Here is a 26158-nt window from a genome sequence, read left to right as displayed (position 1 = left end):
AAACCACCGTGAAACCTAAGGATCGCGTCGATCGTCTGCCATCGACAGCTGTCACGCATCCGTGGCCGCGATCTCATACATCTGTCTGAAGACCTCCTTGCGGGGTGGGAGAATGTCCGGGTGAAGGGCGATTACCAGGACCTGGTGGACGAGATTTCGGCGCTGCTCGGGGCCCCCGCGACGCTGGAGAACCGGGACTTCCGGCTGATCGCCTTCGGCGCGCACGACAGCGACGACGATCTCGCCATGGATCCCGTGCGCACCCGCTCGATCCTGACCCGCCAGTCGACCGCGGCCGTCCGGTCCTGGTTCGAGGGCTTCGGCATCGCCCGCGCCACCGGGCCGGTACGGATCCCGGCCGCGCCGGACGCGGGGGTCTTCCGGGGGCGGATCTGCCTGCCGGTGCGGTACCGGGGCATCGTCCAGGGCTACGTGTGGCTCCTCGACCAGGACCCCGGCCCGGGGCCGGGGGCACTGGACGCCGCGATGGAGGTGGCGCAGCGGATCGGGGTCCTGCTCGCCGAGGAGGCGAAGGCGGGGGCCGACCTGTCCCGGGAGTTCCTGGCGGTGATCACGGCCGGGCGGGGCTGGCAGCAGGACATGGCGGTGGCGGCGCTGCGGGAGGCCCTGGGGCCGGGGGCCGACGGGCTGCACGCGGCGGTGTGCGTGGCGCCGTGGGCCGGGGAGGTACCGGCCTCGGTGCCGGGAGCGGCGGCGGTGTGCCTGGTGCCGTGGCGGGGGCGCGAGGACGACGGCCCGGCGGAGCAGGCCCTCGCCCTGCTGGTCCGGCTCCGCTCGGCGGACGTCGCGACCCCGGCCGTGACGCTGGCGACGCGGCTGGCAGCAGGCGCCGGGCAGCCGGGGCCGCCGACCGCCGGGATCGGGGAACCCAGGCGGGGACTTGCGACCCTCGCCGACGCCTGGACCGAGGCCTCGGCGGGCGCCCGGGCGGCGGCGGCCCAGCCCCGGCTCGGTCCGGTGGCGCAGTGGTCGGCCATCGGCCCGTACCGGATGCTGGCCGCGCTGGCGGCGGACCCGGTGGACGACCCCGCGACCAGGGCCCTGCTGGCCCCCGCCCACCGGGAACTCGCCCGCACGGCGGAGGTGTTCCTCGACTCCGCGGGCCAGGCGGGCCGGGCCGCGGCGGCCCTGGGCATCCACCGCCAGACGCTGTACTACCGACTGTCCCGCGTCGAGCAGCTGACCGGGCTCGACCTGGACGAGGGCGAGGACCGGCTGCTGCTCCACATGGCCCTCAAGTCGGCGCGTCTGCACAGCTGATACGGGCGGGCTGCGCCGTTCGGGGTGCGCGATCGGGCGGGAGCTGCTCTGCTGGTTCCGGCGCCGCGCCGGCGGCCGTGACGGGGAGCCTCCATGACCACACCGCGGGACCTGATGATCATCGCCTTGGACGTGGCGCCCGAGCGCCCGGTGGGGCGGGGCGACCTCGCGCTCGCCCTCGCGGGGGCCGAGCTGCTCGACCTCCTGGCGGACCGGACGGCCACCCTGGCCGACGACCGCATCGTGCCGGAGCCGGGCCACCGGCCGCCGCCGGCCGACCCGCTGCTGGACGCGGCCGCGTCGGCGCTGGTGCGCGAGGCGCCGTACGAGTCGGTCGCGGACTGGCTGTGGCGCCGGGGCCAGGACCTGCCGTCGGCCTATCTGGCCGCGCTGGAGGCCGAGGGCCAGCTCGTCCGGCAACGCCGCCGGGGACAGCCGACGCTGGCGGACTCCCCCGACCGCCGCCGGGCGGCGGACCGCTGGACGGCGGCCGAACCGGTCCTGGTCTCGCTCGCGGAGGCCGTCGGAATCGGCACGGCCGAGGAACCCCCGGCCGTGCCGGACGACACGACGGCCACGGTCCTGGCCGCCGTCAACGACGCCCTGATGGAACTCGAAGCCGTCCGCCAGCGCCGCGCCATCGAAGACGCCGCCTTCGACAACATCTGGCGCGGCAACTAACCCGCCCGCGCCGCCGGGCCGCACCACCCGAAGCGGGATGACGCCCGAACGTCAGCCCCCTTCCCCCGCACCGGCGTTCACCCCGCGACAGCCCCCGAGCCCCGGGGCGTAGGGCCGATCCGCATCGACGGGACCCCTGACCCGGGTCGGGCCGCGCAGGGCCAGGCAGGGCCGAGCCGCACCGAGCCCCGCAGGGCCGGGGCGCCGGGGCGCCGGGGCGTCAGGACGGGGTGGTGGGTGTCAGGGCTTCGGCGGCCTGGCGCATGCCGTCCGTGAGTTCTTCGGCCGTCGCCGCCGACTCGGGGTCGAAGAGCCACTGGATGACCAGCCCGTTCAGCAGCGCCTGGTAGAACGCGCCGAGCGTGCGGACCTCCCGCTCCGTGATCCCCTCCTCCGGCCGCCCGGTGAACATGGCGATCAGCCCCCGCCGCCCCTCCCCCTGCGAGGCGGCCAGCAGCGTCCGCAGCTCCGGTAGCCGGTCGCCGCTCAGCGCGACCTCCATGCTCGCCGCCCAGACCGGCCCGGCCCCGGCGGCGTGCTGGGAGAGCACGCCGTCCCAGACCTGGCGGAACCGCTCCAGCGAGCCTCCCTCGCCGTCGACGCCGGTCTTGAAGACCTCCCCCCACTCCTCCATGAGCTCGGTGAACGCCTGCGTGAGCAGCGCGTCCTTCGAGCCGTAGTGGTAGCCGATGGACGCCAGATTGGCGCCCGAGGCCTTGACGATGTCGCGCGCCGTCGTGCGCACGAACCCCTTCTCGACCAGGCACTTCTTCGCGCCTTCGAGCAGATCTTCTCGGTGTCCCATGCCCGCAGCCTAGCAAGACAAGCGTCACAGACGCACGTTCCATACGCTCGTACTAGACAGACGTTTATGACGCTTGTACATTGCTGCTCATGACGAACCCCGCGAACTCCGCCACGCGCCTCGCCGGCCGCCGGGAATGGACCGCCTTCACCGTCCTCCTGCTGCCACTGCTCCTGGTCTCGATGGACGTCTCCGTCCTCTACTTCGCCATCCCCGCCATCACCCGGGAGCTCGACCCCAGCGCCACCCAGCAGCTCTGGATCTTCGACAGCTACGCCTTCGCCCTCTCCGGCCTGCTGATCACGATGGGTTCCCTCGGCGACCGGATCGGACGCCGCAGGCTCCTGCTGGCCGGCGCCGCCGCGTTCGGGCTCGCCTCCGTCGGCGCCGCCTACGCCACCAGCGCCGAGATGCTCATCGCGGCCCGCGTCCTGCTCGGCGTCGGCGGCGCGACCCTGATGCCCTCCACCCTCGCCCTGGTGCGCAACCTCTTCCAGGACGCCCGCCAGCGCGGCAAGGCCATCGCCCTCTGGTCCGGCGCCATGACCGGCGGCATCGCCCTCGGCTCGGTCATGAGCGGACTGATGCTGAACCACTTCTGGTGGGGTTCCGTCTTCCTGATCAACGTCCCCGCGATGCTGCTCCTGCTCGTCCTGGTCCCGGTCCTGGTCCCGGAGTTCAAGGACCCGGCCCCCGGCCGCTTCGACCTGCTGAGCGTCCCGCTGTCCATGGCCGCCGTACTGCCCCTCGTCTACGGGCTCAAGGAGATCGCCGCCGAGGGCTTCGAGCCGCTCTACCTGGGCTGCCTCGCCGTCGGCCTGGCCTTCGGGTACCTCTTCGTCCGCCGCCAGCGCACCCGTGAGGACGCCATGGTCAGCCGGGCCCTGTTCCAGGGCCGCGGTTTCGGTTCGGGCATCGCGCTGAACACGGTCGCCGCCTTCGCCATGATGGGCTCGGCCTACTTCACCACCCAGTACCTGCAGTCGGTTCTCGCCATGGGCACCCTGGAGGCCGCCCTGTGGAGCCTGGCCCCGTCCCTCGCCATCGGCGCCGCGGCCCCCGTCGGCGCGGCCCTCGCCCAGAAGGTGGACCGGGCCTACGTCATCGCCGGCGGCTTCGCCCTCGCCGCGGCCGGGTTCGCCCTGATCGGCCTGGTCGGTACGGATTCCCTCTGGCTCCTGCTGACCGGCGCGGGAGTGCTCGCCTCCGGGATCGTCACCGTGATGTCCCTGGTCGGCGACATGGCACTGGGCTCGGCCCCCGCCGAGAAGGCCGGCTCGGCGGCCTCCCTGCTGGAGACGGGGCAGGAGTTCGGCGGCGCCCTCGGCATGGCGCTCCTCGGCAGCCTCGGCACCGCGGTCTACCGGAGCGACCTGGCGGGACAGGAGCCGGCGGTCCGGGAGACCCTGGGCGGCGCGGTCGCCACGGCCCGGGGGCTCGGCGGGGAGACGGGCGAGCGGGTACTGGACCTGGCCCGCGAGGCCTTCGTCCACGGAATGCAGTACGCCGCCTGGGGCGGAACGGTCCTGCTGCTCGGGGCGGCGCTGCTCGCCGCGTCGGTGCTGCGCGGCGCCGGGAGCCCGGCTCCGCTCGCGGGGGAACCGGAACCGGCTCCCACCCCTTCGGCCCTGGCCGGCTGATCGGCGTACGCCGCACCCAAGACGAAAGGGCCCGGGGTTTCCCCCGGGCCCTTCGCCGTGTTCGCGATCGGTCAGCCGAGGCTGACGCTGCGCGCCGAGACGGCGCCGATCTCGGCCGCGATGTCCGCGAGGACGCCCGCCGGGACCTCGGCGTCGACGGTGAGGACGCCGAGCGCCTCGCCGCCCTCCTCGGCGCGGGCGACCTGCATGCCCGCGATGTTCAGGCCGGCCTCACCGAGGAAGCGGCCGACGGTGCCGACGACACCCGGCCGGTCGGCGTAGCGCAGGACGATCATCTGCTCGGCGAGCGCGAGGTCGAGGTCGTACTCGCCGATGCCCACGATCTTCTGAAGGTGCTTCGGGCCCGCGAGCGTGCCGGAGACCGAGACCTCCTGACCGTCCGACAGGGTGCCGCGGACGGTCACCACGTTGCGGTGGTCCGGGGACTCCGAGCTGGTCGTCAGGCGCACCTCGACACCGCGCTCCTGCGCGAACAGCGGGGCGTTGACGTAGGAGACCGTCTCGTCGACGACGTCCTCGAAGACACCCTTGAGCGCGGAGAGTTCGAGCACCTTGACGTCGTGCTGGGTGATCTCGCCGTAGACCTCGACGTCGAGGCGGACCGCGACCTCGCCCGCGAGGGCGGTGAAGATGCGGCCGAGCTTCTCGGCGAGCGGCAGGCCCGGACGGACGTCCTCGGCGATGACGCCGCCCTGGACGTTGACCGCGTCGGGCACGAGCTCACCGGCGAGGGCGAGGCGCACCGACTTGGCGACCGAGACACCGGCCTTCTCCTGGGCCTCGTCCGTGGACGCGCCCAGGTGCGGGGTGCAGACGACCTGGTCGAGCTCGAAGAGCGGGGAGTCCGTGCAGGGCTCCTTCGCGTACACGTCCAGACCGGCGCCGGCGACGCGGCCCTCCTTGATGGCCGTGTACAGCGCGGCCTCGTCCACGATCCCGCCGCGGGCGGCGTTGACGATACGGACGGACGGCTTCACCTTGTGCAGCGCCTCGTCCCCGATGAGACCGAGGGTCTCGGGGGTCTTGGGCAGGTGCACGGTGATGAAGTCGGCGACCTCCAGCAGCTCGTCCAGCGTCAGCATCTTGACGCCCATCTGGGCGGCGCGCGCGGGCTGTACGTAGGGGTCGTACGCGACGACCTTCATGCCGAAGGCCGACATGCGCTGGGCGACCAGGACGCCGATGCGGCCGAGTCCGACGACGCCGAGGGTCTTCTCGCTGAGCTCGACACCCGTGTACTTGTTCCGCTTCCACTCACCGTTCTTCAGGGCGGTGTTGGCCTGCGGGATGTTGCGGGCGGTGGCGACGAGCAGGCCGCAGGCGAGCTCGGCGGCCGTGACGATGTTGGAGGTCGGAGCGTTCACGACCATCACGCCGGCCTTGGTGGCGGACGAGACGTCGACGTTGTCGAGACCGACGCCGGCGCGGGCGACGACCTTCAGCTTCTTGGCGGCCGCGATGGCCTCGGCGTCGACCTTGGTCGCGGAGCGGACCAGGATCGCGTCGGCGTCCACGATCGCGGGGAGCAGTTCGGCGCGGTCGGCGCCGTTGCAGTGGCGGATCTCGAAGTCCGGGCCGAGCGCCTCGACGGTGGCGGGCGACAGCTCTTCGGCGATGAGTACGACAGGTTTCGAGCTCACGTGGGTCCTCACAAGTCCAGTGCGGACGGCCGTCCCGACGGCCGCAGGCGGTGGAGGGGGTAGCCGCGTGGAAGACGCACGACACTGTGGGCCTGACGCGTTGTGTTGAGCAGTGTAGTAGCGGATTCCGTGCGGAATTCCGCCTGTCCGGAAGGATCACCCGTCCGGGGTTGGCCGGGGTGGACAAGCCGCGCTTTCGGAGCTCGCCGATCCAGCCGGTCAGGCCTGGCTGGCCGATGCGCGGCGGGGCCGGGACTCAACCGTCCCGGCCCCGTCGCGTTCGATCAGCTCTCGTCGTTGTCGACCCAGCTCATCAGCTTGCGCAGCTTCTTGCCGGTGGTCTCCAGCAGGTGCGCCTCGTCGGCCTTCTTGTACTCGTTGTACTTCGGCAGACCGGCCTTGTACTCGGCCATCCAGGTGTTGGCGAACTCGCCGCTCTGGATCTCCGCGAGGACCTGCTTCATCTCGGCCTTGGTGGCGTCGGTGATGATGCGGGGACCGGTGATGTAGTCGCCCCACTCGGCGGTCTCGGAGACCGACCAGCGCATCTTCTCCAGGCCGCCCTCGTACATGAGGTCGACGATGAGCTTCAGCTCGTGCAGGCACTCGAAGTACGCGATCTCCGGCTGGTAGCCGGCCTCGGTCAGGGTCTCGAAACCGGCCTTGACCAGCGCGGAGGCGCCACCGCAGAGGACGGCCTGCTCACCGAACAGGTCGGTCTCGGTCTCCTCGGTGAAGGTGGTCTTGATGACGCCGGCGCGGGTGCCGCCGATGCCGGCCGCGTACGAGAGCGCGAGGGCGAAGGCGTTGCCCGAGAAGTCCTGCTCCACGGCGGCGATGCAGGGCACGCCGCGGCCTTCCTCGTACTGGCGGCGGACCAGGTGGCCCGGGCCCTTGGGGGCGACCAGGGCGACGTCCACGTTGGCCGGGGGCTTGATGAAGCCGTACCGGACGTTGAAGCCGTGGCCGAAGAAGAGCGCGTCGCCCTCCTCCAGGTGCTCCTTGACGGACTCCTCGTAGATCTCGGCCTGGAGCGGGTCCGGGGCGAGGATCATGATGACGTTCGCCCAGGCGGCGGCCTCGGACACCGAGACGACCTTCAGGCCCTGCTCCTCGGCCTTGGCCTTGGACTTCGAGCCCTCCTTCAGGCCGACGACGACGTCGACGCCGGAGTCACGGAGCGACAGCGCGTGGGCGTGGCCCTGGCTGCCGTAACCGATGACCGCGACCTTGCGGCCCTGGATGATGGACAGGTCGGCGTCGTTCTCGTAGAACAGCTCGGCCACTGGGATATCTCCTTGGTGCGCTGGTGTTGCTCCCACCGTACGGCGGGGAACGGAATCGAGGTTTCCTGGTCTCGCCATGCGAGAGGTGAAGCGGGTGGTGCGGGAGGGTGCAGTCCGATCAGGCGCTGCGGTCGAGCGCGCGCAGGCTGCGGTCCGTGATGGACCGGCCGCCACGCCCTATGGCGATCGTGCCGGACTGCACGAGTTCCTTGATGCCGAAGGGCTCCAGCATCTTGAGCATCGCGCCGAGCTTGTCGGCGCCGCCGGTGGCCTCGATGGTGACGGCCTCCGGGGAGACGTCGACCGTCTTGGCGCGGAACAGCTGGACGATCTCGACGACCTGCGAGCGGGTCTCGTTGTCGGCGCGGACCTTCACCAGAACGAGTTCGCGCTCGATCGCGTTGTGCGGCTCCAGCTCGACGATCTTGAGGACGTTGACCAGCTTGTTGAGCTGCTTGGTCACCTGCTCCAGCGGGAGGTCCTCGACGTTCACGACGATGGTGATGCGGGAGATGTCGGGGTGCTCGGTGACGCCCACCGCGAGGGAGTCGATGTTGAACCCGCGGCGGGAGAACAGCGCGGCGATCCGGGCGAGGATGCCGGGCGTGTTCTGGACCAGGACGGAGAGCGTGTGCTTGGACATGTGGGGCGTTCTCTCTCTCGGCTCTCTCGGCTCAGTCGTCTTCGTTGTCGCCGAAGTCGGGACGGACGCCCCGGGCTGCCATGACCTCGTCGTTGGAGGTGCCGGCGGCGACCATCGGCCACACCATGGCGTCCTCGTGGACGATGAAGTCGACGACCACCGTACGGTCGTTGATGGCGTTGGCCTCGGCGATGACCTTGTCCAGGTCGGCCGGGTCCTCGCAGCGCAGCGCGACGCAGCCCATGGCCTCGGCCAGCTTGACGAAGTCGGGGACGCGGGTGCCCTTGCGGGGGGAGGCGGACTCGCCGAGCTGGGAGCCGACGGTGTCGTGGCCGGTCTCGTCCGCGTGCAGCACGGTGTTGGAGTACCGCTGGTTGTAGAACAGGGTCTGCCACTGGCGGACCATGCCCAGGGCGCCGTTGTTGATGATCGCGACCTTGATCGGGATGTTGTTCAGCGCGCAGGTGGCCAGTTCCTGATTGGTCATCTGGAAACAGCCGTCGCCGTCGATCGCCCAGACCGTGCGGTCCGGCCGGCCGACCTTGGCTCCCATCGCGGCCGGGACCGCGTAGCCCATGGTTCCGGCGCCGCCGGAGTTCAGCCAGGTGCGCGGCTCTTCGTAGTTGACGAAGTGCGAGGCCCACATCTGGTGCTGGCCGACACCGGCCGCGTAGACGGTGCCCTGGGGCGCCAGCTGACCGATGCGCTCGATGACCTGCTGGGGCGAGAGCATGCCGTCGTCGGGCAGGTCATAGCCCAGCGGGTACGTGTCGCGCCAGCGGCTGAGGTCCCTCCACCAGGCGGAGTAGTCGCCGGCGTTGCCCTCGGTGTGCTCCGCCTGGACGGCCTGGATCAGGTCGGCGATGACCTCGCGGGCGTCGCCGACGATCGGGACGTCGACCGCGCGGTTCTTGCCGATCTCGGCCGGGTCGATGTCCGCGTGGATGATCTTCGCGAAGGGGGCGAAGCTGTCGAGCTTGCCGGTGACGCGGTCGTCGAAGCGGGTGCCGAGCGCGATCAGCAGGTCCGACTTCTGCAGGGCGGTCACGGCGGTGACCGCGCCGTGCATGCCGGGCATGCCCACGTGCAGCGGGTGGCTGTCGGGGAAGGAGCCGAGCGCCATCAGGGTGGTGGTGACCGGGACGCCGGTCAGCTCGGCGAGGACCTTGAGCTCGGCGGTCGCGCCGGACTTCATGACGCCGCCGCCCACGTACAGGACCGGGCGCTTGGCCTGGCTGATGAGCTTGGCGGCCTCGCGGATCTGCTTGGCGTGCGGCTTGGTGACCGGCCGGTAGCCCGGGAGGTCCTGCGTCGGCGGCCAGCTGAAGACGGTCTTCGCCTGGAGGGCGTCCTTGGCGATGTCGACCAGGACCGGGCCGGGGCGGCCGGTCGAGGCGATGTGGAAGGCCTCGGCGATCGTCCGCGGGATGTCCTCGGCCTTGGTGACCAGGAAGTTGTGCTTGGTGATCGGCATGGTGATGCCGACGATGTCCGCCTCCTGGAAGGCGTCGGTGCCGATCGCCTTGGAGGAGACCTGGCCGGTGATCGCGACCAGCGGGACGGAGTCCATGTGCGCGTCGGCGATCGGGGTGACCAGGTTGGTGGCTCCGGGGCCCGAGGTGGCCATGCAGACGCCGACCTTGCCGGTGGCCTGGGCGTATCCGGTGGCCGCGTGGCCCGCGCCCTGCTCGTGGCGGACCAGGATGTGACGGACCTTCTTGCTGTCCATCATCGGGTCGTACGCGGGGAGGATGGCGCCGCCCGGAATGCCGAAGACGGTGTCGCACCCCACCTCTTCGAGAGAGCGGATGAGGGACTGCGCGCCCGTGACGTGCTCAACTGCGGCGGCCTGGGCTCCGCCGGAACGGGGCCGCGGCTGCGGATGGTGGGCCCCGGTGGCCTGCTCGGTCATCTGCATTCTCTTCTCGAAGCTGAGGGTGTGATGCTGAGGGTTTTGCGAGGTTTCTGCGGTGTGCCAGTGCAACAAAAAACCCCTCGTGCCAGGAGGCAAGCGAGGGGAGCGCGTCGGTGTTGTGGAGCCGGGACATGCAGGACCCAGCTTCAGCCGACGCGCTTTCCAAGTACGAGAATTCGGGTGCGCATGGCACTGACCCTCCCTCCGGCGGGAGGTGGATGTCAAGTGGGTGGGACGGGCGTCTCATTATGTGAGCCTCTGCGGATGGCCATCGATCCCCCGGGGGAACCACCGGCCAAGGCGGGTTGGGCCGCTCCGCCCGGTACTGGGAACGTACTCCTCACGAGCGCGCGGCGCAGCCTGTACTCGTCGAGAGGTCCGGAGAAGGCCAGCCCCTGCCCGTGGGTGCACCCCATCGCGCGGAGCGCCATCACCTGTTCGGGGAGATCCACCCCGTCGGCCACGGACTGCATGCCGAGGTCGTTTGCGATGCGCAACAATCCGGCCGTGATCTTGTGGAGCCGGGCGGATTCGACCACGCCTTCGACCAGGCCCCGGTCCAGCTTGAGGATGTCCACGGGGAGCCGGCGCAGGGCGCTGATGGCCGCGTAGCCGCTGCCGAAGCCGTCCAGGGCGATCCGGACGCCGAGCCGGCGCAAGGCCGCCAGGCGGCGCTCCAGCTCCTCGAAGGGGACTCTGGGGTCACTGTCCGCCAGCTCGATCACCAGGGCCCCGGAGGGCAGCCCGTGCCGGTTCAGCAGGGCTTCCACTGAGGCCGTCGGAACGGCCCGGTCCAGCAGCCGCTGGGCGGTCATCCGGACGGCGACCGGGACGTCGTGCCCGACCCGGTGCCGCTCGGCGGCATGGCCGACGGCCTCCTCCAGAATCCAGCGCCCCAGCTCGGCGGCGCGCGCGGTGTCCGGGCCGCCCCCGGCGCCGCCCGCACCCGGGCCCGCGCCCGGGCCGCCGCGCGCATCGCGCCCCGAGGCCGGCTCGCGGCCCGGCGCGGCCGAGGGGCCCTCGCTGTGTTCGGCCACCCGGAGGAATTCCGCCGGGGTGAACAGGATCCCCTGCGCCGAGCGCCACCGGGCCTGCGCGGCCACCGCGGTCACCTCCCCGGTGGCCAGCGAGACCACGGGCTGGTGCAGCAGGGCGAATTCCCCCTCATGGAGCGCGGTGCGCAGGCGCCCCGCCAGCTCGGCCTTGCGGGCGACCTCGGCCTGCATCTGCGGCGCGTACAGCTCGACGCGGTCCTTGCCGCCCGCCTTGGCCCGGTACATCGCGAGATCCGCGTTGCGCATCAGGTCCGAAGGGGTGATGCCGGGGTCCGCGAAGGCGACGCCGATGCTGGCGGCGACCCGGACCTCACTGCCCGCGATCCGGTACGGCTGGGACAGGGTGGTGCGCAGCCGGTCGGCGATCTCGTGGACCTGGTACTCGCGGGCGCTGCGGTCGCGGCTGCCGTCGCCGAGGATCAGGGCGGCGAACTCGTCCCCGCCGAGGCGGGCCGCTGTGTCCCCGGCCCGGACGGAGTCCTGGAGGCGGCGCGCGGCCTCCACGAGCAGTTCGTCCCCCGCCTGGTGGCCGATGGTGTCGTTGACCGCCTTGAACCCGTCGAGGTCGATGAAGAGGACGGCGGTGCTGTGGTCCCCGGCCCGGCGGCCGGTCAGGGCCTGGCGGACGCGGCGGGTGAACAGCGCCCGGTTGGGCAGGTCGGTCAGCGGGTCGTGCTCGGCGCTGTGCTGGAGCTGCGCCTGGAGGCGGACGCGCTCGGTGACGTCCCGGCTGTTGAGGATGAGCCCGCCCTGGTGGCGGTTGACGGTGGACTCCACGTTCAGCCACTCGCCGCCGCCGGACTTGAACCGGCACTCGATGCGGGTGGTGGGCTCCTCGGTTGGCGGGGCGGCGAGGAACCGGCGGACCTCGTGGACCACGCGGCCGAGGTCCTCCGGGTGGATCAGGGAGGCGAGCTCGCTGCCGACCAGCTCCTCCGCCTCGCGGCCGTAGACCCCGGCGGCGGCGGGGCTGACGTAGTGCAGCGTTCCGGTGGGCGCGGCGATCATGATGACATCGCTGGAGCCCTGGACCAGGGAGCGGAAGTGGTTCTCCTTCTGGGCCAGTTCCTGGGTCAGCGCGATGTTGTCGAGCAGCATGATGCCCTGCCGGATGACGAGGGCGAGCACGACCGTGCACCCCGTGAAGACGACCATCCGGTCGACCTTGCGGCCGTCCACGACGTTGTAGAGGATCCCGAGGGTGCAGACGGCGGCCGCGAGGTACGGGGTGAGGGCGGGCAGCGAGCCGGTGATGGGGCGGCTGTGCGGGCGCTCCGCGGGCGGGTGCGGGGCGGCGGGCGGGAGCGGGTGCAGCCGCCGGGCGCCCCACGGCGCGTACGCGAGCAGCAGCGAGCCGGCGAACCAGCCGGCGTCGAGCAGCTGTCCGGACTGGTAGCCGTCGCTGAGCAGCGGCGAGGTGAACAGGGCGTCGCTGAGCACGGTCAGGGCCAGGGCGGCGATGGCGGTGTTGACGGCGGAGCGGTTGCCCTCGGAGCGCCGGAAGTGCAGCACCAGGACCATCGAGACGAGCGCGATGTCCAGGAGCGGGTACGCGAGGGAGATCGCGGCGCTCGGGACGCTGCCGGGGGCCCCGGACTGGGCGGTCCGCGCCGCGTTGGCGAGGGCCAGGCTCCAGGAGAGGGTGAGCAGGGAGCCGCCGATGAGCCAGGAGTCGAGGCCGAGGCACACCCACCCGGCGCGCGTCACGGGGCGTTTGGCGAGGACGAGCAGGCCGACGATGGCGGGCGGCGCGAAGCAGAGGAAGGCGAAGTCGGCGAGCGAGGGCTTGGGCACCGGTTCGCCGAGGACCACCTCGTACCAGCCCCAGACGGCGTTGCCGCAGGCGCCCATGAGGGAGGAGAACGCGAAGAGCAGCCAGGCGGGGCGCTCACGCCGGTCGATGGACCGGGCGTAGGAGTAGCAGGAGACGGCTGCGAGTATCCCGGCCGCGCTGAGCCCGAAGTCGCCCATGATCTCGGCGATTTCACTGGAGCCCCAGCCGAGGGCGGCTCCGACGGCGTATCCGCCGCAGATGAGTGCGAGGAGCAGCTGCGCCGCCAGGCTCCGGCCGCCGCCCTCGGCGGGCGGCCGGGTCAGGAGCGCGGCCCCCGGGGCGCTCACCGGCCCCCCTCGCTGGCTTGTTTCGGCGCACTCCATCGTCGCCTCCGGCGGCTCTGCCGCATCGGATCCTTCGCCCATTGGCCGTGCATCGCCCGTCGCCCCCCAAAATGTCCGATCACTCCCCAGCGCCAGACGTTCGTGGCGCAGCCCCCTGTTCCGGACGATACACCACTTTCGTCACTCAGGGACATAGATTCTCTACGCTCCGTTACCACGAAGGGAGTTGTGAACACGGGGCGCACCCGAGCGGACGCGGAGCGTGCGCATCTCCCGTCGCTCCGCCGCCACTCGGGCGTCAGCCGGCCGTCGGTGGGCCGTCACTCCGTGACGAGCACCGTGTTCTCGACGGGCTCGCCCGCGGCGAACCGGGTGAGCTGCCGGGCGATCAGCCGCTTCGCCCGTGGCTCGAACGCGGTGCTGCTGCCACCCACATGGGGCGTGATCAGGACATTCGGGGCATGCCAGAGCGGATGGCCGGCCGGCAGCGGTTCCGGTTCGGTGACGTCGAGGGCCGCGCGCAGCCGCCCCGATTCCAGTTCCGCGAGCAGCGACTTGGTGTCGACGACGGGGCCGCGCGCGACGTTCACCAGCAGGGCGCCGTCCTTCATGCGGCCGAGGAACTCGGCGCCCGCGAGACCCCGGGTGGCGTCGGTCAGCGGGGTGGACAGGATCACCACGTCGGCGTCCGGGAGCAGCCGCGGCAGGTCGGCCAGGGCGTGCACCGGCCCGTGGGCGCAGTCCCGCGCCGACCGGGCGACGCGGGTGATCCGCCCGCACTCGAAGGCCAGCAGCCGGTCCTCGACGGCCGCGCCGACCGATCCGTAGCCGACGATCAGGACGGACTTGTCGGCGAGGGCCTGGTAGAAACCGCCGCGCCACTCCTCGCGGTCCTGGCCGCGGACCATGCCGGGGATGCCGCGCAGCGAGGCGAGGACCAGGGTGAGGGCGAGCTCGGCGGTGCTGGCGTCGTGGACGCCGCGCGCGTTGCACAGCCGTACGCCGGGCCGCAGCGCGCCGAGGCCGCCGAGGACGTGGTCGACGCCGGCGGTCAGGGTCTGCACGATCCGCAGGGCGGGCATCGCGGCCAGCGGGCGCAGGGTGACCTCGGAGGACTTCATGTACGGGGTGACGTAGAAGACGCAGGGCCCCGGGTCTGCGGGGAACTCGTCCTCGCCGTCCCACTGGCGGTAGCGGAACGTGTCGGGGAGGCCGTCGATCTCGTCGGCGGGGAAGGGGAGCCAGACGTCCCCGGTCGCGGTGGTCATGACCCGGAGGCTATGCGAAGGGATGTGGATCAAGCCGTTAGTTTGTTCGCCGGGGCCGTGTTCACGGGGGGCCGAGAGGGGGACGCACGGGTGGAGCGCAGGTCGATCGGGTCGGGGCCGCTGAGAGTGGGTGCCATAGGGCTCGGGTGCATGCCGATGAGCTGGGCGTACGCGCCTTCGCGGCGGCGGGGCGAGGAGTCGCTGCGCACGGTGCACGCCGCGCTGGACCTGGGGGCGAACCTGCTGGACACGGCCGATGTGTACGGGCCGTACACCAATGAGCTGGTGGTGGGGCGGGCGCTGCGGGAGCGCCGGGCCGATGCCTTCGTGTCGGCCAAGGTGGGGCTGCGGGCCGGGGAACAGCACGTGGTGGCCGACGGGCGGCCGGGTTATGTGCGGCGGGCGTGCGACGCCTCGCTGCGGCGGCTGCGCACGGACGTGATCGACCTGTACCAGCTGCACCGGGTGGATCCGGACGTTCCGGTGGAGGAGACCTGGGGCGCCATGGCGGAGCTGGTGAGCGCGGGGAAGGTGCGGGCGCTGGGGTTCTGCACGCTCGGCGCGGGGGCCGGGCCGGGGGCCGGGCGGCGCGGGGACCGGGCGTACGGGGCGACGCTGCGGCACCTGGAACGGGCGCAGCAGGTGTTCCCGGTGACCGCGGTGCAGGCGGAGCTGTCGGTGTGGTCGCCCGAGGCGGCGTGGCAGTTGCTGCCGTGGTGTGCGGCGCGGGGGGTGGGGGTGCTGGCGGCGATGCCGCTGGGCAGCGGGTTCCTGACCGGGACGCTGACGCCCGGGGAGGGCTTCGAGTCGGCGGACGTGCGGGCCCGGCACCCGCGCTTCACGGCGTACGCGATGGCGGCGAACCAGCAGCTGGTGGCGGGGCTGCGGCGGGTGGCGCTGCGGCACGGCGAGGTGGCCGGGGTGCCGGTGACGGCGGCGCAGGTGGCGCTGGCGTGGGTGCTGGCGCAGGGGCCGCACGTGGTGCCGGTGCCGGGCGCCGAGCGGGCGCACTGGGCGGCGGAGAACGCGCGGGCCGCGGAGGTGCGGCTGACGGCGGGGGACCTGGCCGAGATCGCGTCCCTGCCGGCGGCGGTGGGAGCCTGGGACTGAGCCCGGGCCGGGCCGCGGCCGGGCTGGAGCCGGGTCGGCAACCACTCGATCGGGTGTACGAGTGACGGAACTTCGGGAACTGCCGGAGCTGTTGAGAGGGATGAAGGGCAGGATCGTCAGGACCGGAGGGGAGCAAGGCGATGCGATACGGACGGACGCGGCGGGCGGCGTACGGAGAGTCGTACGGGCCGGAGCGGTACGGGGGGCGCGGCGCGCGGGGCCGGGGCGTGCTGGCCGCGGCGGCGCTGGCGGGGTGTGGCGCCCTGCTGGCGGCCGGATGCGGCCCGGCCACCGGCGGCGCGGGGCCGGCGGCCGGCAGCTCGCCACCGGCCAAGGCGCCGGGGAAACCCTCGCCGGGGGCATCCGGGCCACCGGCGGCCTCCGCGCCGCCCGCCAGGGGTTCGGTGACGGTGTCGGGCGAGCTCGCCAAGGGCCTGGAGTCCCCGTGGGGCGTGGCCCCCCTGCCCGACGGGGACCTGCTGGTCGCCTCCCGGGACAAGGGCACGATCAGCAGGGTCCGGGTGTCCACGGGCGACGTGACCCCGATCGGCAGGGTGCCCGGGGTGGCTCCGGGCGGCGAGGGCGGGCTGCTGGGCCTCGCCCTGTCCCCCGGCTTCGCCTCGGACCGGATGGTGTACGCGTACTTCACGACGGAGTCCGACAACCGCATCGCCCGGATGCGCTACGACGAGCAGCGCGACCCGGGCCAGCAGCTGGGCGCTCCCGACACGGTGCTCCGGGGCATCCCCAAGGGTCTGATCCACAACGGCGGCCGGATCGCGTTCGGCCCGGACAAGATGCTGTACGCGGGAACGGGCGAGACGGGTGACACCGGGCTGGCGCAGGACAAGAAGTCACTGGGCGGCAAGATCCTGCGGATGACCCCGGACGGGGAGCCGGTGCACGGCAACCCTGAGGCGGATTCCGTCGTCTACTCCTACGGGCACCGCAATGTACAGGGGCTCGCCTGGGACAAGGACAAGCGGCTGTGGGCGGCGGAGTTCGGCCAGAACACCTGGGACGAGCTCAACCTGATCGAGCCCGGCGGCAACTACGGCTGGCCGGAGGCCGAGGGGAAGGCCGGCAGACCCGGCCTGCGGGACCCGGTCGCGGTGTGGAAGACCGACGAGGCCTCGCCGAGCGGGATCGCGTGGGCGCAGGGTTCGGTGTGGATGGCCGGGCTGAAGGGCGAGCGGCTGTGGCGGATCCCGCTGGCCGGAGCGGTTCCGGTGGCGGAGCCGGAGGCCTTCCTCACGGGGAAGTACGGCCGGCTGCGCACGGTGGTGGCGCTCGGCGGCGACAGATTGCTGCTGGTCACGAGCGAGACGGACGGGCGCGGGTCGCCGGAATCGGGCGACGACAGGATTCTGACACTGACGGTGCGGTAACGGACGGGGCCCCGGCGGGGGGCGGAAGGCGCGGTGGGCGCGGTGTTCAACATGATCGAGGAGCTGTTCAATCCGGGCCGCAAGCACACGGACGAGGAGAAGAAGCGGCTGGAGCTGTCCCGGATCGATGTGAATGACGGCGATCCGGGGCGCGGCCCGATAGACCTGGAGTCCGGCAAGGTGCTCATACGCGTGGACAAGCGGCCGGAGCGATAGCCGCTTGTCCGAGGCGTGGGCTGCGGAGCTAGCCGGAGACCGGGACGAACAGCCGCAGCCGGTGGGCGAGGGCGGCCGCCTCGCCCCGGCCGTGCACACCCAGCTTTGCCAGGATGTTCGAGACGTGGACGCTGGCCGTCTTCGGGGAGATGAACAGTTCCTCGGCGATCTGGCGGTTGGTGTTGCCCGCCGCCACCAGGCGCAGGACGTCCCGTTCCCTGCTGGTCAGGCCCAGGGCCTCGACCGGGTCGCCGTCCGGGGCGGGCGTGGCCCGGGGGAGGTCGGGGGCGAGCGGGATCCGGGCGCGCCGGGCGAGCAGGGCGAGGTCCTCGCGCAGCCTGCGTGAGCCGAGCCGGTCGGCGGTGGCGTGGGCCTCGCGGAGGAGGTCGGCGGCGTCCTCGCGGTCGCACCCGGCGGCCAGCTGGGCCTCCGCGAGCCGGTGTCCGGCCCGGGCCAGCAGGTACGGGCGCTCCAGCGGGCGGATGGCCGCCTCGACGGCGGTCCAGTCGGCGACGGTGTCCAGGCCTTCGGCCCGGAGCAGTTCGGCCCTGAGGTAGTCGGCGTGGGCCGTCCAGACGGGCGCGGGCGTGGCCAGCCTCCGGGCGGCGTCGCGCAGCACCCGCAGGGCGGCGGCCCGGCCGGCTTCGGCTGCGGGCAGGCCCCGGGCGTCCGCCTCGGCGGAGGCGGAGGCCAGCAGCAGGGGCCAGGCGTAGCGGTGCTGGCCGAGGGGGAACCCGGCGGCTATGGCGTCGGCCGTCTCGGCGCGGACGTCGGCGATGCGGCCCGCTCCCTCGGCGATGCCGATGGCCAGTCGGTAGAGCGGGATCCGGTGCTGGGGCTGGGTGTCGTGGGTGCCGAAGTGGGCGTGCGCGGCGGCGAGTTGGGTGGCGGCCTCGGTGAGTTCGCCTCGGGCCAGCGCCAGGTAGCCCAGCCGCGCGGAGGCGGAGCCGCGCGGGGCGGCGCTCTGTCCCACGCGCAGGGTGCGCCCGGCGGCCTCGGTGGCCTCGTCCCAGCGGCCGAGGTTGTAGAGACTCTCCGCCATGTTGCCGCAGACCCAGGCCTCGGTGTCCAACAGCCGGGACCTGCTGACGAGTTCGACCCCCCGTTCGGCCAGTTCCACCGCTTCCCGGGACCGGCCCATCGCTTCGAGTTGAGAGCTGAGGTTGATGTGTACCCGTCCCGCGATCACCGTGAGGCCGAGTTCGGCGGCCCGTTCCAGTACCGCGTGCAGTTCGGCGAAGCCCGCCTCCGGCTCCCCGGCGTCGGTGAGCATGCTGGCGACCGTGATCCGGGCGTTGAGCTCGGTTTCCTCGGCGCCGACCATCCGGGCGTACGCGACGGCCCGTTCGGCGGCGGCGAGGTTGTCGGGGCCGGGGTTGTGGAGCATGCCCCAGCCCGCGGCCCGGACGAGGACGTCGGCGTGCACCTGGGACGGGGGCAGCCCCTTGACGAGTTCCTGGGCCCTGGCCAGTTCCTCCCAGCCGTCGCCCCGGCCGAGGCTGGCGACCAGCCGGGAGCGCTCGGTCCAGAACCAGGCCTCGCGCAGCGGGTCGTGCCCGTCCTCCAGCATCCGCAGCGCCGTCTTGGTCATCTTCAGGGCGCGTTCCCGCTCCCCGCCGAACCGGGCGGCGACGGTGGCCTCGGCGACCAGGTCGAGCCGATGGAGCGGGGTGGCGGCGGGGTCGCAGCCGCAGGGCGGGTACACCTCGGTGTAGTCCGCCGGGCGCAGCCGGCACCGGACGTCCTCGGGGGCGCTGTCCCACAGGTCCAGCGCCCGCTCCAGCAGTCGCAGCTGCTCGGAGTAGGCGTGCCGGCAGCGGGCGGTGACGGAGGCGGCGAGCACGGCGGGCAGCGCCTTGGCGGGGTCGTTGGCGCAGTACCAGTAGCTGGCCAGCCGGATGGTCCGCTCCTCGGCGCGGAGGAGGGACTCGTCGGCCTCCACGGCCTCGGCGTAACGGCGGTTGACGCGGGCTCGCTCGCCGGGCAGCAGGTCGTCGCTGACGGCCTCGCGGACGAGGGAGTGGCGGAAGCGGTAGCCGTCGCCCTCGGGGGTCGCGAGGAGGATGTTGGCGCCGACGGCGGCCCGCAGGGCCTCGATGAGTTCGTCCTCGGTGAGTCCGGCGACGGCGCGCAGCAGCGGGTACTCGACGGTGGATCCGCCTTCGGCGACGATCCGCACCACGCGCTGGGCGGCGTCCGGGAGGACCTCGACGCGGACGAGCAGCAGATCGCGCAGGGATGCGGTGAGGCCGGTGCGGCAGTCGTTCTCCCGGCAGGCGACGAGTTCCTCGACGAAGAAGGCGTTGCCGTCGGAGCGTTCGAAGACGGAGTCGACGAACTCCTCGTCGGGCCGGGAGGCGAGGATCCCGGCGAGCTGGCGGCCGACCTCGGCCCGGTTGAAGCGGGGCAGTTCGATCCGTACGACGGTGCGGAGCCGGTCCAGTTCGGCGAGGAGCGGGCGCAGGGGGTGGCGGCGGTGGACGTCGTCCGCGCGGTAGGTGGCGACGACGACGAGCCGGCCGCTGCCCAGGGCGCGGAAGAGGTAGGCCAGCAGGTGCCGGGTGGAGGCGTCCGCCCAGTGCAGGTCCTCCAGGACGAGCACGAGGGTACGGTCGGCCGCGAGCCGCTCCAGCATCCGGGCCGTCAGCTCGAAGAGCCGGGCGGTGCTCTCCTCGTCGTGCGGTCCCCGGGCGGTCTCGCCGAGTTCGGGGAGGATCCGGGCGAGTTCGTCCTCCTGGCCCGCGGCCGCGGCGGCCAGTTCCTCGGGGAGCAGGCGGCGCAGACCGCGCAGGGCAGTGGAGAAGGGGGCGAAGGGAAGTCCCTCCGCCCCTATCTCCACACAGCCTCCGACGGCGACGACCGCGCCGCGGCGGGTCGCCTCGCAGAGGAACTCCTCCGTGAGGCGGGTCTTGCCGACGCCCGCCTCTCCCCCGATGAGCAGCGCCTGCGGCTCCTGGCCGGCGGCGCGGGTCAGGGCGTCGGTGAGTACGGCCAGTTCGTCGGCTCGGCCGACGAACACCGGGCTGACAGATCTGGTCTCCACGCCGCCGAGCATCGCACAGGGGTCCGGGTGCGCGGCACCGGGTTTCGGTGCGCTTCTCATCACGTGTCAGTCCGCGCGGGTCGCGGCGCGGGTCACGCGGCGCGGGCGAAGCGGCTCCGGGATCCTCTCACCGACCCCTCGGGGTCCTTTTCGCGCGAGGAGCGGTGCGCCCTGCGCGCCTCGCGGGCCCGGCGGAACTCGGCCGCCTCGCGGATCAGGTCGGCGTGGCGGGCGTGGGCCATCTCGTACTCGAACATCTCGTTCTCCCTGGTGGTGTTTCTCGGGCACCTCGTTCGGTGTGATCCAAGATTCGCCTCCCAGGGGGTGCCCGCACATCGGGCGCATGCCGCATCTGTGCGGGCCGGGGGGCCTTAGTCCGGAGCCGGGGGCGCCTGAGGCGGACTAAGGACATGCCTATGTCGCGCCCGGGGGTGCCGGCGGGCCCTCGCGGGGGCTTAGCCGGCGGCCTTGGGCAGGGGGAGCAGGAGGTCGAAGTACATGGAACCGAAGAGCAGGACGCCGAGGGCGCCGAGGGCGACGGCGGCCCAGGCGACGGAGCGGATCCAGACGGGCAGGACGCGGTCGGGGGCGCCGAAGGCGGGCCGGGCGAGGACGAAGACGGCGAGGAGGAGGGCGAGGGTGGCGACGACGCCGTTGACGAGGGCGGTCAGGTGCCAGGCGTCGCCGTACAGGGCGTCGATCTTGGCTTCGGTGGTGGTGGCGTTGACCGATTCGATCTGGCCGATGAGGGTCTGGCGCTCGGCGATGACGCGGGAGACCCAGGTGCCGCTGAGGGCGACGAGGCCGAGGCCGGCGGCGACGATGGCGGAGGCGGCGGCGCCGACGCCGCCGACGATCCGCTCCTGCGGCTCGTCGAGGCCGTCCAGGTCGTCCAGGTCGTCCAGGTCGTCGGCCTCGCCGGTGAGGGGGGCCGCCGCGTCGGCGGGGGCCTCGGTGTCGGAGGTGCTCACGTCGGTCTCGGCCTTGGTGGTGTCGGCCTTGGTCGCGGCCGGCGTGCTCCCGTCCGCCCGGTCCGCCTGCGCGGGGGTCTGGGGCTCGGCGGGGTCCGCCTCGGGAGTCAGGGGGGCAGAGGTCTTCGTGGTGTCCATGCTGGGCACCGTAAGCGGCGTTTCTGAGAGGTTTCTTAGAGTGCTTCGGCGCCGCCCGGACCTGCCCGGAAACCGCCCCGCCGCGGGGCCGGAACCGGCTCCGCGGCGGGAGGGATCAGGCGGGGCGGACCGGGGGCCACTCGTCGGCGAGCACCGCCCAGATCTCGGTGTCCTGGCGGACTCCGCGGTGCGGGTGGGTCTGGCGCAGGACGCCCTCGCGGGTCATCCCGAGGCGCTCGGCGACGGCAAGGCTCTTCTTGTTGGCGGAGGAGACGTGCCACTCCACGCGGTGCATGCCGCGCTCGTGGAACGCCCAGTCGATCAGGACCCGGCAGGCGCGGGTGATCAGGCCGCGGCCGGCCGCGGGGGGCTCCAGCCAGCAGCCGGCCTCGCAGGTGCCGGTGGCGGCGTCGAAGGTCCGGAAGAGGACGCCGCCGACGAGGGTGCCGCCGAGGCGGATGCCGTAGAGGCGTCCGGTGTCGGTGGCGGCCTTCTGCGCATAGGAGGCGAGGAAGGCACGCGACGCGTCGAGGTCGGGCACGACGTCGGCGAGGGCGATGTGCTCACCGATGTACTCCCGGCCGCGGTCGATGTGCGCCAGGAACTCCTCGGCGTGCCGGACCTCCAGCGGGAACAGCTGGGCCTCGTCGGTGAGGTCTATCGAGAACATGCGGCCCTTTCCAGGGGTCTTCCGCGGCGGTCCGCCGCTTCACCGGGATGCTGTGGCGGATGCGGCGTCGTCCTCGTTCGTGGCGGGGTCCGCGCCGGTCCGCTGCGCCGGAATTGTCGCATGTGGGCGGCGTTCCGGGGGTTCGATGCTGATGCGGGGCAGCCTGCGGTCGAGCCAGGCCGGCAGCCACCAGTTCGCGCCTCCGAGCAGGTGCATGAGCGCCGGCACGAGCAGCGTGCGCAGCACGAAGGCGTCCAGCGCCACGGCGGCCGCCAGCGCGATGCCGAACATCGCGATGATCCGGTCGCCGCTGAGCACGAAGGCCAGGAAGACGGAGATCATGATGACGGCCGCCGAGTTGATCACCCGGCTGGTCTCGGCGAGGCCGACGCGGACGGCCCGCCGGTTGTCACCGGTCTCCAGCCACTCCTCGTACATCCGGCTGACCAGGAACACCTGGTAGTCCATGGACAGTCCGAAGAGGACCGACACCATGATCACGGGAAGGAAGGGTTCGATCGGGCCGGCGCTGCCCAGGCCCAGCGGCTCGCTCCCCCAGCCCCACTGGAAGACCGCGACCACGACGCCGAAGGAGGAGGCGACGGCGGCGACGTTCATCGCGGCCGCCTTGAGGGGGATGCCTATGGACCGGAAGGCGAGCAGCAGCAGGACGCAGCCGAGGGCGATGACCACCCCGACGAAGAGCGGCAGTTTGCCGACGATGACCTCGGCGAAGTCGTCGTAGCCGGCCGTCACGCCGCCGACGTGGATGTCCATCGCGGCGCGGTCGCCGGCTCCCGGGATGACGTCCCGGCGGAGGGTGTCGACGAGGTCGCTCGTGGCCCGGGACTGCGGGGCGGACTCCGGTACGACGGTGACGACGGCGGTGTCCCCGTCCGGGTTGAGGACGACCGGCCCGGCGGAGGCGACGCCCTCGGTGGTGCGCAGTTCGTCGGCCAGCCGGGTCACGGCGATCCGGTCGTCGGCTCCGTCGAGGCGGGCGACGACGGTGAGCGGGCCGTTCATCCCGGGGCCGAAGCCCTCGCCGAGCAGGTCGTAGGCCTTGCGCGTGGTGGAGGTGGCCGGGTTGTTGCCCTGGTCGGAGGTGCCCAGGTGCAGCGAGAGCGTGGGCAGCGCCAGGACGATCATGACCGCGGCGGCGAGGAGGCCGAGCGGTTTGGGGTGGCGTTCCACGAAGGCCGACCAGCGGGCGGCGAAGCCGGTGGGCGTCTCGGGCCCCGGGCCTTCGGCGGCGAGCCTGCGGCGTTCGCGGCGCGAGAGGGCGCGGGTCCCGATGTAGGAGAGGAGGGCGGGGAGCAGGGTCACCGAGGCGGCCACCGTGAGGACCACGGTGAGGGAGGCCGCGAGGGCGACGCCGTCGAGGAAGTTCAGCCGGAGCACGAGCATGCCGAGCAGCGCGATGCAGACGGTCGCCCCGGCGAAGACCACGGCCCGCCCGGTGGTGGCGACGGCGTTCTCGGCCGCCTCGGCGACGGGCAGGCCGCGTTGCAGGCCCTTGCGGTGCCGGGTGACGATGAACAGCGCGTAGTCGATGCCGACGCCGAGTCCGACGAGGGTGCCGAGCATCGGGGCGAAGTCGGCGACGGGCATGGCGTGCCCGAGCAGGGTGATGCCGAAGTAGGCGGTGCCGACGCTGACCAGGGCGGTCGCGATGGGCAGCAGGCTCGCGGCGAGCGAGCCGAAGGCGAGGAAGAGGACCAGGGCCGCGATGCCCACGCCGATGACCTCGGCGAGGTGTGCGGTGGGGGCCTCGGTGAGACCGATGGCGCGGCCGCCGAGTTCGACCTGGAGGCCGCCTTGTTCGGTCCGGTCGTTCTTCGCGGCGTCGACGACCGCCCGCGCCTGGGCCTTGGGGACGGAGTCGGCCTGTTCGTCGAAGGTCACGACGGCGTAGGCGGTGCGCCCGTCGGGGCTGATCCGCGCGGCGGCCTCGGGGTTGGGGCCGTAGGGGCCGGCGACGGATCCGACGCCGGGGAGCGCGGCGATGGTGTCGAGGGCGCTGGTCATCCGCTGCTCGACGGCGGGCGTGCGGGCGCTCTGGCCGTCCGGGGTGCGCCACACGATGGTGTCGGTGTCGCCGCCCCGGCCGTGGAAGCCTTCGCGGAGCAGGGCGTGGGCCTTGCTCGACTCGGTCCCGGGGACCTCGTAGTCGTTGGAGAACGCCGGTCCGGCGACACCCGCGGCAGCGGCGGTCGCTCCGAACGCGAGGAGCCAGAGCAGGACGGTCACGAGGCGGTGCCGCATGCACCACCGTGCGATTGCTGCCAACGGACGTGCTCCCTGGTGGTTCGGATCTTCACCGGGAGAACGCCCGACGCAGAACGCTTGAACGATTGAACTCTGGTGAACCTAGATGATCAACCGCCGGACCCGCAGGAGATCGGCCGATCCCCCGCCGGACCACACCTCGATTCGGTCCACGATCGCAGCGAGGGGAGATCGTTGGTCCGTTTCGTGTGCATCGTCACAGGTGTGTGGTGGTACGCCCGGGCCCGGTTACGTGTCGGCGCGGTAGCCGGGGATCGAGGGCCAGCGGACGGTGAGGACGACCGCGTCCTCCTCGGCGTACCAGGAGTGGTCGACTCCGCGGCCCCAGACCACGTAGTCGCCCTGTTCGGCGAGGACCACGGTGCGGCCGGGGAACTCCAGCCGGAACCGGCCGCTGATCAGCACCTGGAGCGCGGTGCGCTCCTCGCCGGTCACCCACTGGGCGCGCTCCTCGCCCCGGGGATGGACCCCCCACTTGATCTCCACGTCCTCGCTGTGGCGGACGTCGCCGGGCCGCTTGAAGTGGCCGAGGAGCCAGCCGCGGTCGGCGGCCGCGTCGGGGGTGGCCTTGCCGGTGTAGATGAGCGCTTCGTCGTTCACGGGGCGAGGCTAATGCAGTTGTGCCGAGGGGCGGACGGCTGGTGAGCTGCCCCGATGACGCTGACGATGGATCGTGACGAACTGATCAGGGTACGGGCCGAGTACGACGTGCGGATGCGCCGTGACGCGCGCCCCGACTCGGCCGGGGCCCGCGTGGAGCGGGCGGGTGCGGTGGTCCGGCAGACGGCGCCCGCCGACGGCTGGAACGTCGTGCTCTGGTCGGACCTCGACGGGACGGACGCGGACGCGGAGATCGCCGCCCAGGTGGCGCACTACCGCGGGCGGGGCGTCGGCGAGTTCGAGTGGAAGCTGTACGACCACGACCGGCCGGCGGACCTCGGGGAGCGGCTGCGGGCGGCGGGCTTCGTCGCGGAGCCGCCCGAGACGCTGATGGTGGGGCGGACGGCGGACCTGGCGGGGCTGCCGGTGGAGCCGCCGGAGGGGATCACCTTGCGGGCGGTCACCGACGAGGCGGGCGTGGACCTCATGATGGCGGTCCACGCGGGGGCGTTCGGCGTCGAGCGCCCGCGGATCCGGCACATGATGCTGACCCTGCTGCGCGAGGAGCCGGAGACCATCGCGGCCGTGGTGGCGATGGCCGGCGACACCCCGGTGAGCGCGGCCCGGATGGAGATGCGGCCGGGCACGCCGTTCGCGGGCCTGTGGGGAGGCGGCACGATCCCGGGATGGCGCGGGCGCGGCATCTACCGCCTGCTGGTCGCGCACCGCGCCCGGATCGCGGCCGGCCTCGGGATCCCCTACCTCCAGGTGGACGCCTCGGACGACAGCCGCCCGATCCTGGAGCGCCTGGGCTTCGGCGTCCTCGGGGTGACGACCCCGTACCTGCGCACCACCGGGGCCTGACGGGCGGGGGCGGTCAGGCCCCGACCACCCCGTCGATCGCCTCGCGCAGCAGGTCGGCGTGGCCGTTGTGGCGCGCGTACTCGTGGATCATGTGCAGCATCACGACCCGCAGCGAGACGTCCGCCTCCCACTTCGGCACGTACGCCGTCACCTCCAGGGATTCCACCCCGGCCTCGACGCGCCGCGCGTGCGCGACCTCCGCCTCCCACGCCGCGAAGGCCTCCGCACCGCTGGCGCCAGTCGCGTCGTAGGCCTCCTGGAAGTCGTGCCGGTCGGACCACACGTGCGGGACGTCGGCCCCGCCCACGGTCCGCCGGAACCATTGCCGTTCCACCTCGGCCATGTGCCGGACCAGCCCCATCAGCGACAGGGTGGACGGCGGGGAGGACCTCCGGCGCAACTCCTCGTCGCCGAGGCCCTCGCACTTCATCGCGAGGGTGGCGCGATGGAAGTCGAGGTATGCCCGCAGGGTCTCTCGTTCGCCTCCGGTCAGCGGAGGTCCGATGCGTTCCATGC

General features: G+C 72.7%; 21 protein-coding genes. 7 read left to right on the top strand and 14 right to left on the bottom strand.

Going from position 1 to position 26158, the window contains the following annotated elements:
* Nucleotides 1–120: 120 nt before the first annotated feature.
* Nucleotides 121–1281 carry a CdaR family transcriptional regulator gene (locus tag EES41_RS25680; protein WP_123080491.1) on the top strand — a complete coding sequence of 387 codons (1161 nt, stop codon included), beginning with the start codon at nt 121–123 and terminating at the stop codon, nt 1279–1281.
* A 93-nt stretch (nt 1282–1374) separates the two neighbouring features.
* Nucleotides 1375–1962, top strand: coding sequence for a GPP34 family phosphoprotein (locus EES41_RS25675; RefSeq protein WP_123080490.1), 588 nt, complete (start codon nt 1375–1377; stop codon nt 1960–1962).
* Nucleotides 1963–2182: 220 nt separating this feature from the next.
* On the opposite strand, the gene EES41_RS25670 is transcribed toward EES41_RS25675, so the two are convergent.
* Nucleotides 2183–2767 (bottom strand): TetR/AcrR family transcriptional regulator, encoded by a 585-nt coding sequence (locus EES41_RS25670; RefSeq protein ID WP_123080489.1) that lies wholly within the window; start codon nt 2765–2767, stop codon nt 2183–2185.
* Between the two features lie 89 nt (nt 2768–2856).
* Here EES41_RS25670 and EES41_RS25665 point away from each other — a divergent pair, with 89 nt between their 5' ends.
* A complete protein-coding gene (locus EES41_RS25665) occupies nt 2857–4407 on the top strand; it encodes an MFS transporter (RefSeq protein ID WP_123082697.1) in 1551 nt (516 codons plus the stop codon).
* A gap of 71 nt (nt 4408–4478) precedes the next feature.
* Here EES41_RS25665 and serA read toward each other — a convergent pair whose 3' ends face one another.
* The 6 genes from serA to EES41_RS25635 all read right to left on the bottom strand — a co-directional run bounded on the left by serA (nt 4479) and on the right by EES41_RS25635 (nt 14353).
* Nucleotides 4479–6068: a phosphoglycerate dehydrogenase gene (serA, locus tag EES41_RS25660; protein WP_123080488.1), complete on the bottom strand. Its 1590-nt coding sequence runs from the start codon at nt 6066–6068 to the stop codon at nt 4479–4481.
* Between the two features lie 284 nt (nt 6069–6352).
* Complete coding sequence (ilvC, locus tag EES41_RS25655; protein ID WP_123080487.1) at nt 6353–7354, bottom strand: ketol-acid reductoisomerase; 1002 nt, start codon at nt 7352–7354, stop codon at nt 6353–6355.
* A 118-nt stretch (nt 7355–7472) separates the two neighbouring features.
* Nucleotides 7473–7997, bottom strand: a complete 525-nt coding sequence (ilvN, locus tag EES41_RS25650; RefSeq protein WP_123080486.1) for an acetolactate synthase small subunit — start codon at nt 7995–7997, stop codon at nt 7473–7475.
* 31 nt (nt 7998–8028) lie between these two features.
* On the bottom strand, nt 8029–9909 hold the full coding sequence (locus EES41_RS25645) for an acetolactate synthase large subunit (RefSeq protein WP_123080485.1): 1881 nt from the start codon (nt 9907–9909) through the stop codon (nt 8029–8031).
* A 224-nt stretch (nt 9910–10133) separates the two neighbouring features.
* Entirely contained in the window at nt 10134–13088 is a 2955-nt protein-coding gene (locus tag EES41_RS25640; RefSeq protein WP_123080484.1) for a bifunctional diguanylate cyclase/phosphodiesterase, read from the bottom strand.
* Between the two features lie 317 nt (nt 13089–13405).
* Nucleotides 13406–14353 (bottom strand): 2-hydroxyacid dehydrogenase, encoded by a 948-nt coding sequence (locus tag EES41_RS25635; RefSeq protein WP_123080483.1) that lies wholly within the window; start codon nt 14351–14353, stop codon nt 13406–13408.
* Between the two features lie 90 nt (nt 14354–14443).
* On the opposite strand from EES41_RS25635, the gene EES41_RS25630 reads away from it, so the two are divergent.
* From EES41_RS25630 to EES41_RS25620, 3 genes are all read left to right on the top strand, one after another.
* Nucleotides 14444–15463: an aldo/keto reductase gene (locus EES41_RS25630; RefSeq protein WP_073772979.1), complete on the top strand. Its 1020-nt coding sequence runs from the start codon at nt 14444–14446 to the stop codon at nt 15461–15463.
* Between the two features lie 140 nt (nt 15464–15603).
* Nucleotides 15604–16851 carry a sorbosone dehydrogenase family protein gene (locus tag EES41_RS25625; RefSeq protein ID WP_123080482.1) on the top strand — a complete coding sequence of 416 codons (1248 nt, stop codon included), beginning with the start codon at nt 15604–15606 and terminating at the stop codon, nt 16849–16851.
* Nucleotides 16852–16893: 42 nt separating this feature from the next.
* Nucleotides 16894–17067, top strand: a complete 174-nt coding sequence (locus EES41_RS25620; RefSeq protein ID WP_164495947.1) for a DUF6191 domain-containing protein — start codon at nt 16894–16896, stop codon at nt 17065–17067.
* 28 nt (nt 17068–17095) lie between these two features.
* Here the strand turns inward: EES41_RS25620 and EES41_RS43875 are convergent, their stop codons facing one another.
* The 6 genes from EES41_RS43875 to EES41_RS25595 all read right to left on the bottom strand — a co-directional run bounded on the left by EES41_RS43875 (nt 17096) and on the right by EES41_RS25595 (nt 24778).
* On the bottom strand, nt 17096–20122 hold the full coding sequence (locus EES41_RS43875) for a helix-turn-helix transcriptional regulator (protein WP_123080480.1): 3027 nt from the start codon (nt 20120–20122) through the stop codon (nt 17096–17098).
* A gap of 80 nt (nt 20123–20202) precedes the next feature.
* Complete coding sequence (locus EES41_RS41600) at nt 20203–20367, bottom strand: hypothetical protein (protein WP_164495946.1); 165 nt, start codon at nt 20365–20367, stop codon at nt 20203–20205.
* A 198-nt stretch (nt 20368–20565) separates the two neighbouring features.
* Nucleotides 20566–21219: a hypothetical protein gene (locus EES41_RS25610; RefSeq protein WP_123080479.1), complete on the bottom strand. Its 654-nt coding sequence runs from the start codon at nt 21217–21219 to the stop codon at nt 20566–20568.
* A 115-nt stretch (nt 21220–21334) separates the two neighbouring features.
* Complete coding sequence (locus tag EES41_RS25605; RefSeq protein ID WP_008739773.1) at nt 21335–21889, bottom strand: GNAT family N-acetyltransferase; 555 nt, start codon at nt 21887–21889, stop codon at nt 21335–21337.
* Nucleotides 21890–21928: 39 nt separating this feature from the next.
* Nucleotides 21929–24178, bottom strand: coding sequence for an MMPL family transporter (locus EES41_RS25600; protein ID WP_123080478.1), 2250 nt, complete (start codon nt 24176–24178; stop codon nt 21929–21931).
* 228 nt (nt 24179–24406) lie between these two features.
* The gene (locus EES41_RS25595) at nt 24407–24778 is read right to left on the bottom strand and encodes a signal peptidase I (protein WP_123080477.1); all 372 of its coding nucleotides are present in this window, start codon (nt 24776–24778) and stop codon (nt 24407–24409) included.
* 66 nt (nt 24779–24844) lie between these two features.
* Here EES41_RS25595 and EES41_RS25590 point away from each other — a divergent pair, with 66 nt between their 5' ends.
* Nucleotides 24845–25642: a GNAT family N-acetyltransferase gene (locus EES41_RS25590; RefSeq protein WP_123082696.1), complete on the top strand. Its 798-nt coding sequence runs from the start codon at nt 24845–24847 to the stop codon at nt 25640–25642.
* Between the two features lie 13 nt (nt 25643–25655).
* Here EES41_RS25590 and EES41_RS25585 read toward each other — a convergent pair whose 3' ends face one another.
* Nucleotides 25656–26156: a DinB family protein gene (locus tag EES41_RS25585; RefSeq protein ID WP_123080476.1), complete on the bottom strand. Its 501-nt coding sequence runs from the start codon at nt 26154–26156 to the stop codon at nt 25656–25658.
* Between the last annotated feature and the right edge of the window lie 2 nt (nt 26157–26158).

The sequence above is a fragment of the Streptomyces sp. ADI95-16 genome, from assembly GCF_003721495.1.
GTDB lineage: Bacteria > Actinomycetota > Actinomycetes > Streptomycetales > Streptomycetaceae > Streptomyces > Streptomyces goshikiensis.
This window is presented reverse-complemented; position numbering and strand designations above follow the sequence as displayed.

What these genes read in the sequence shown, in the direction of transcription:
- EES41_RS25675 (WP_123080490.1), top strand. Translation starts at nt 1,375, where the DNA reads ATGACCACACCGCGGGACCTGATGATCATCGCCTTGGACGTGGCGCCC.
- EES41_RS25670 (WP_123080489.1), bottom strand. Translation starts at nt 2,767, where the DNA reads ATGGGACACCGAGAAGATCTGCTCGAAGGCGCGAAGAAGTGCCTGGTC.
- EES41_RS25665 (WP_123082697.1), top strand. Translation starts at nt 2,857, where the DNA reads ATGACGAACCCCGCGAACTCCGCCACGCGCCTCGCCGGCCGCCGGGAA.
- ilvN (WP_123080486.1), bottom strand. Translation starts at nt 7,997, where the DNA reads ATGTCCAAGCACACGCTCTCCGTCCTGGTCCAGAACACGCCCGGCATC.
- EES41_RS25645 (WP_123080485.1), bottom strand. Translation starts at nt 9,909, where the DNA reads ATGACCGAGCAGGCCACCGGGGCCCACCATCCGCAGCCGCGGCCCCGT.
- EES41_RS25635 (WP_123080483.1), bottom strand. Translation starts at nt 14,353, where the DNA reads ATGACCACCGCGACCGGGGACGTCTGGCTCCCCTTCCCCGCCGACGAG.
- EES41_RS25625 (WP_123080482.1), top strand. Translation starts at nt 15,604, where the DNA reads ATGCGATACGGACGGACGCGGCGGGCGGCGTACGGAGAGTCGTACGGG.
- EES41_RS43875 (WP_123080480.1), bottom strand. Translation starts at nt 20,122, where the DNA reads ATGCTCGGCGGCGTGGAGACCAGATCTGTCAGCCCGGTGTTCGTCGGC.
- EES41_RS41600 (WP_164495946.1), bottom strand. Translation starts at nt 20,367, where the DNA reads ATGTTCGAGTACGAGATGGCCCACGCCCGCCACGCCGACCTGATCCGC.
- EES41_RS25610 (WP_123080479.1), bottom strand. Translation starts at nt 21,219, where the DNA reads ATGGACACCACGAAGACCTCTGCCCCCCTGACTCCCGAGGCGGACCCC.
- EES41_RS25605 (WP_008739773.1), bottom strand. Translation starts at nt 21,889, where the DNA reads ATGTTCTCGATAGACCTCACCGACGAGGCCCAGCTGTTCCCGCTGGAG.
- EES41_RS25590 (WP_123082696.1), top strand. Translation starts at nt 24,845, where the DNA reads ATGGATCGTGACGAACTGATCAGGGTACGGGCCGAGTACGACGTGCGG.
- EES41_RS25585 (WP_123080476.1), bottom strand. Translation starts at nt 26,156, where the DNA reads ATGGAACGCATCGGACCTCCGCTGACCGGAGGCGAACGAGAGACCCTG.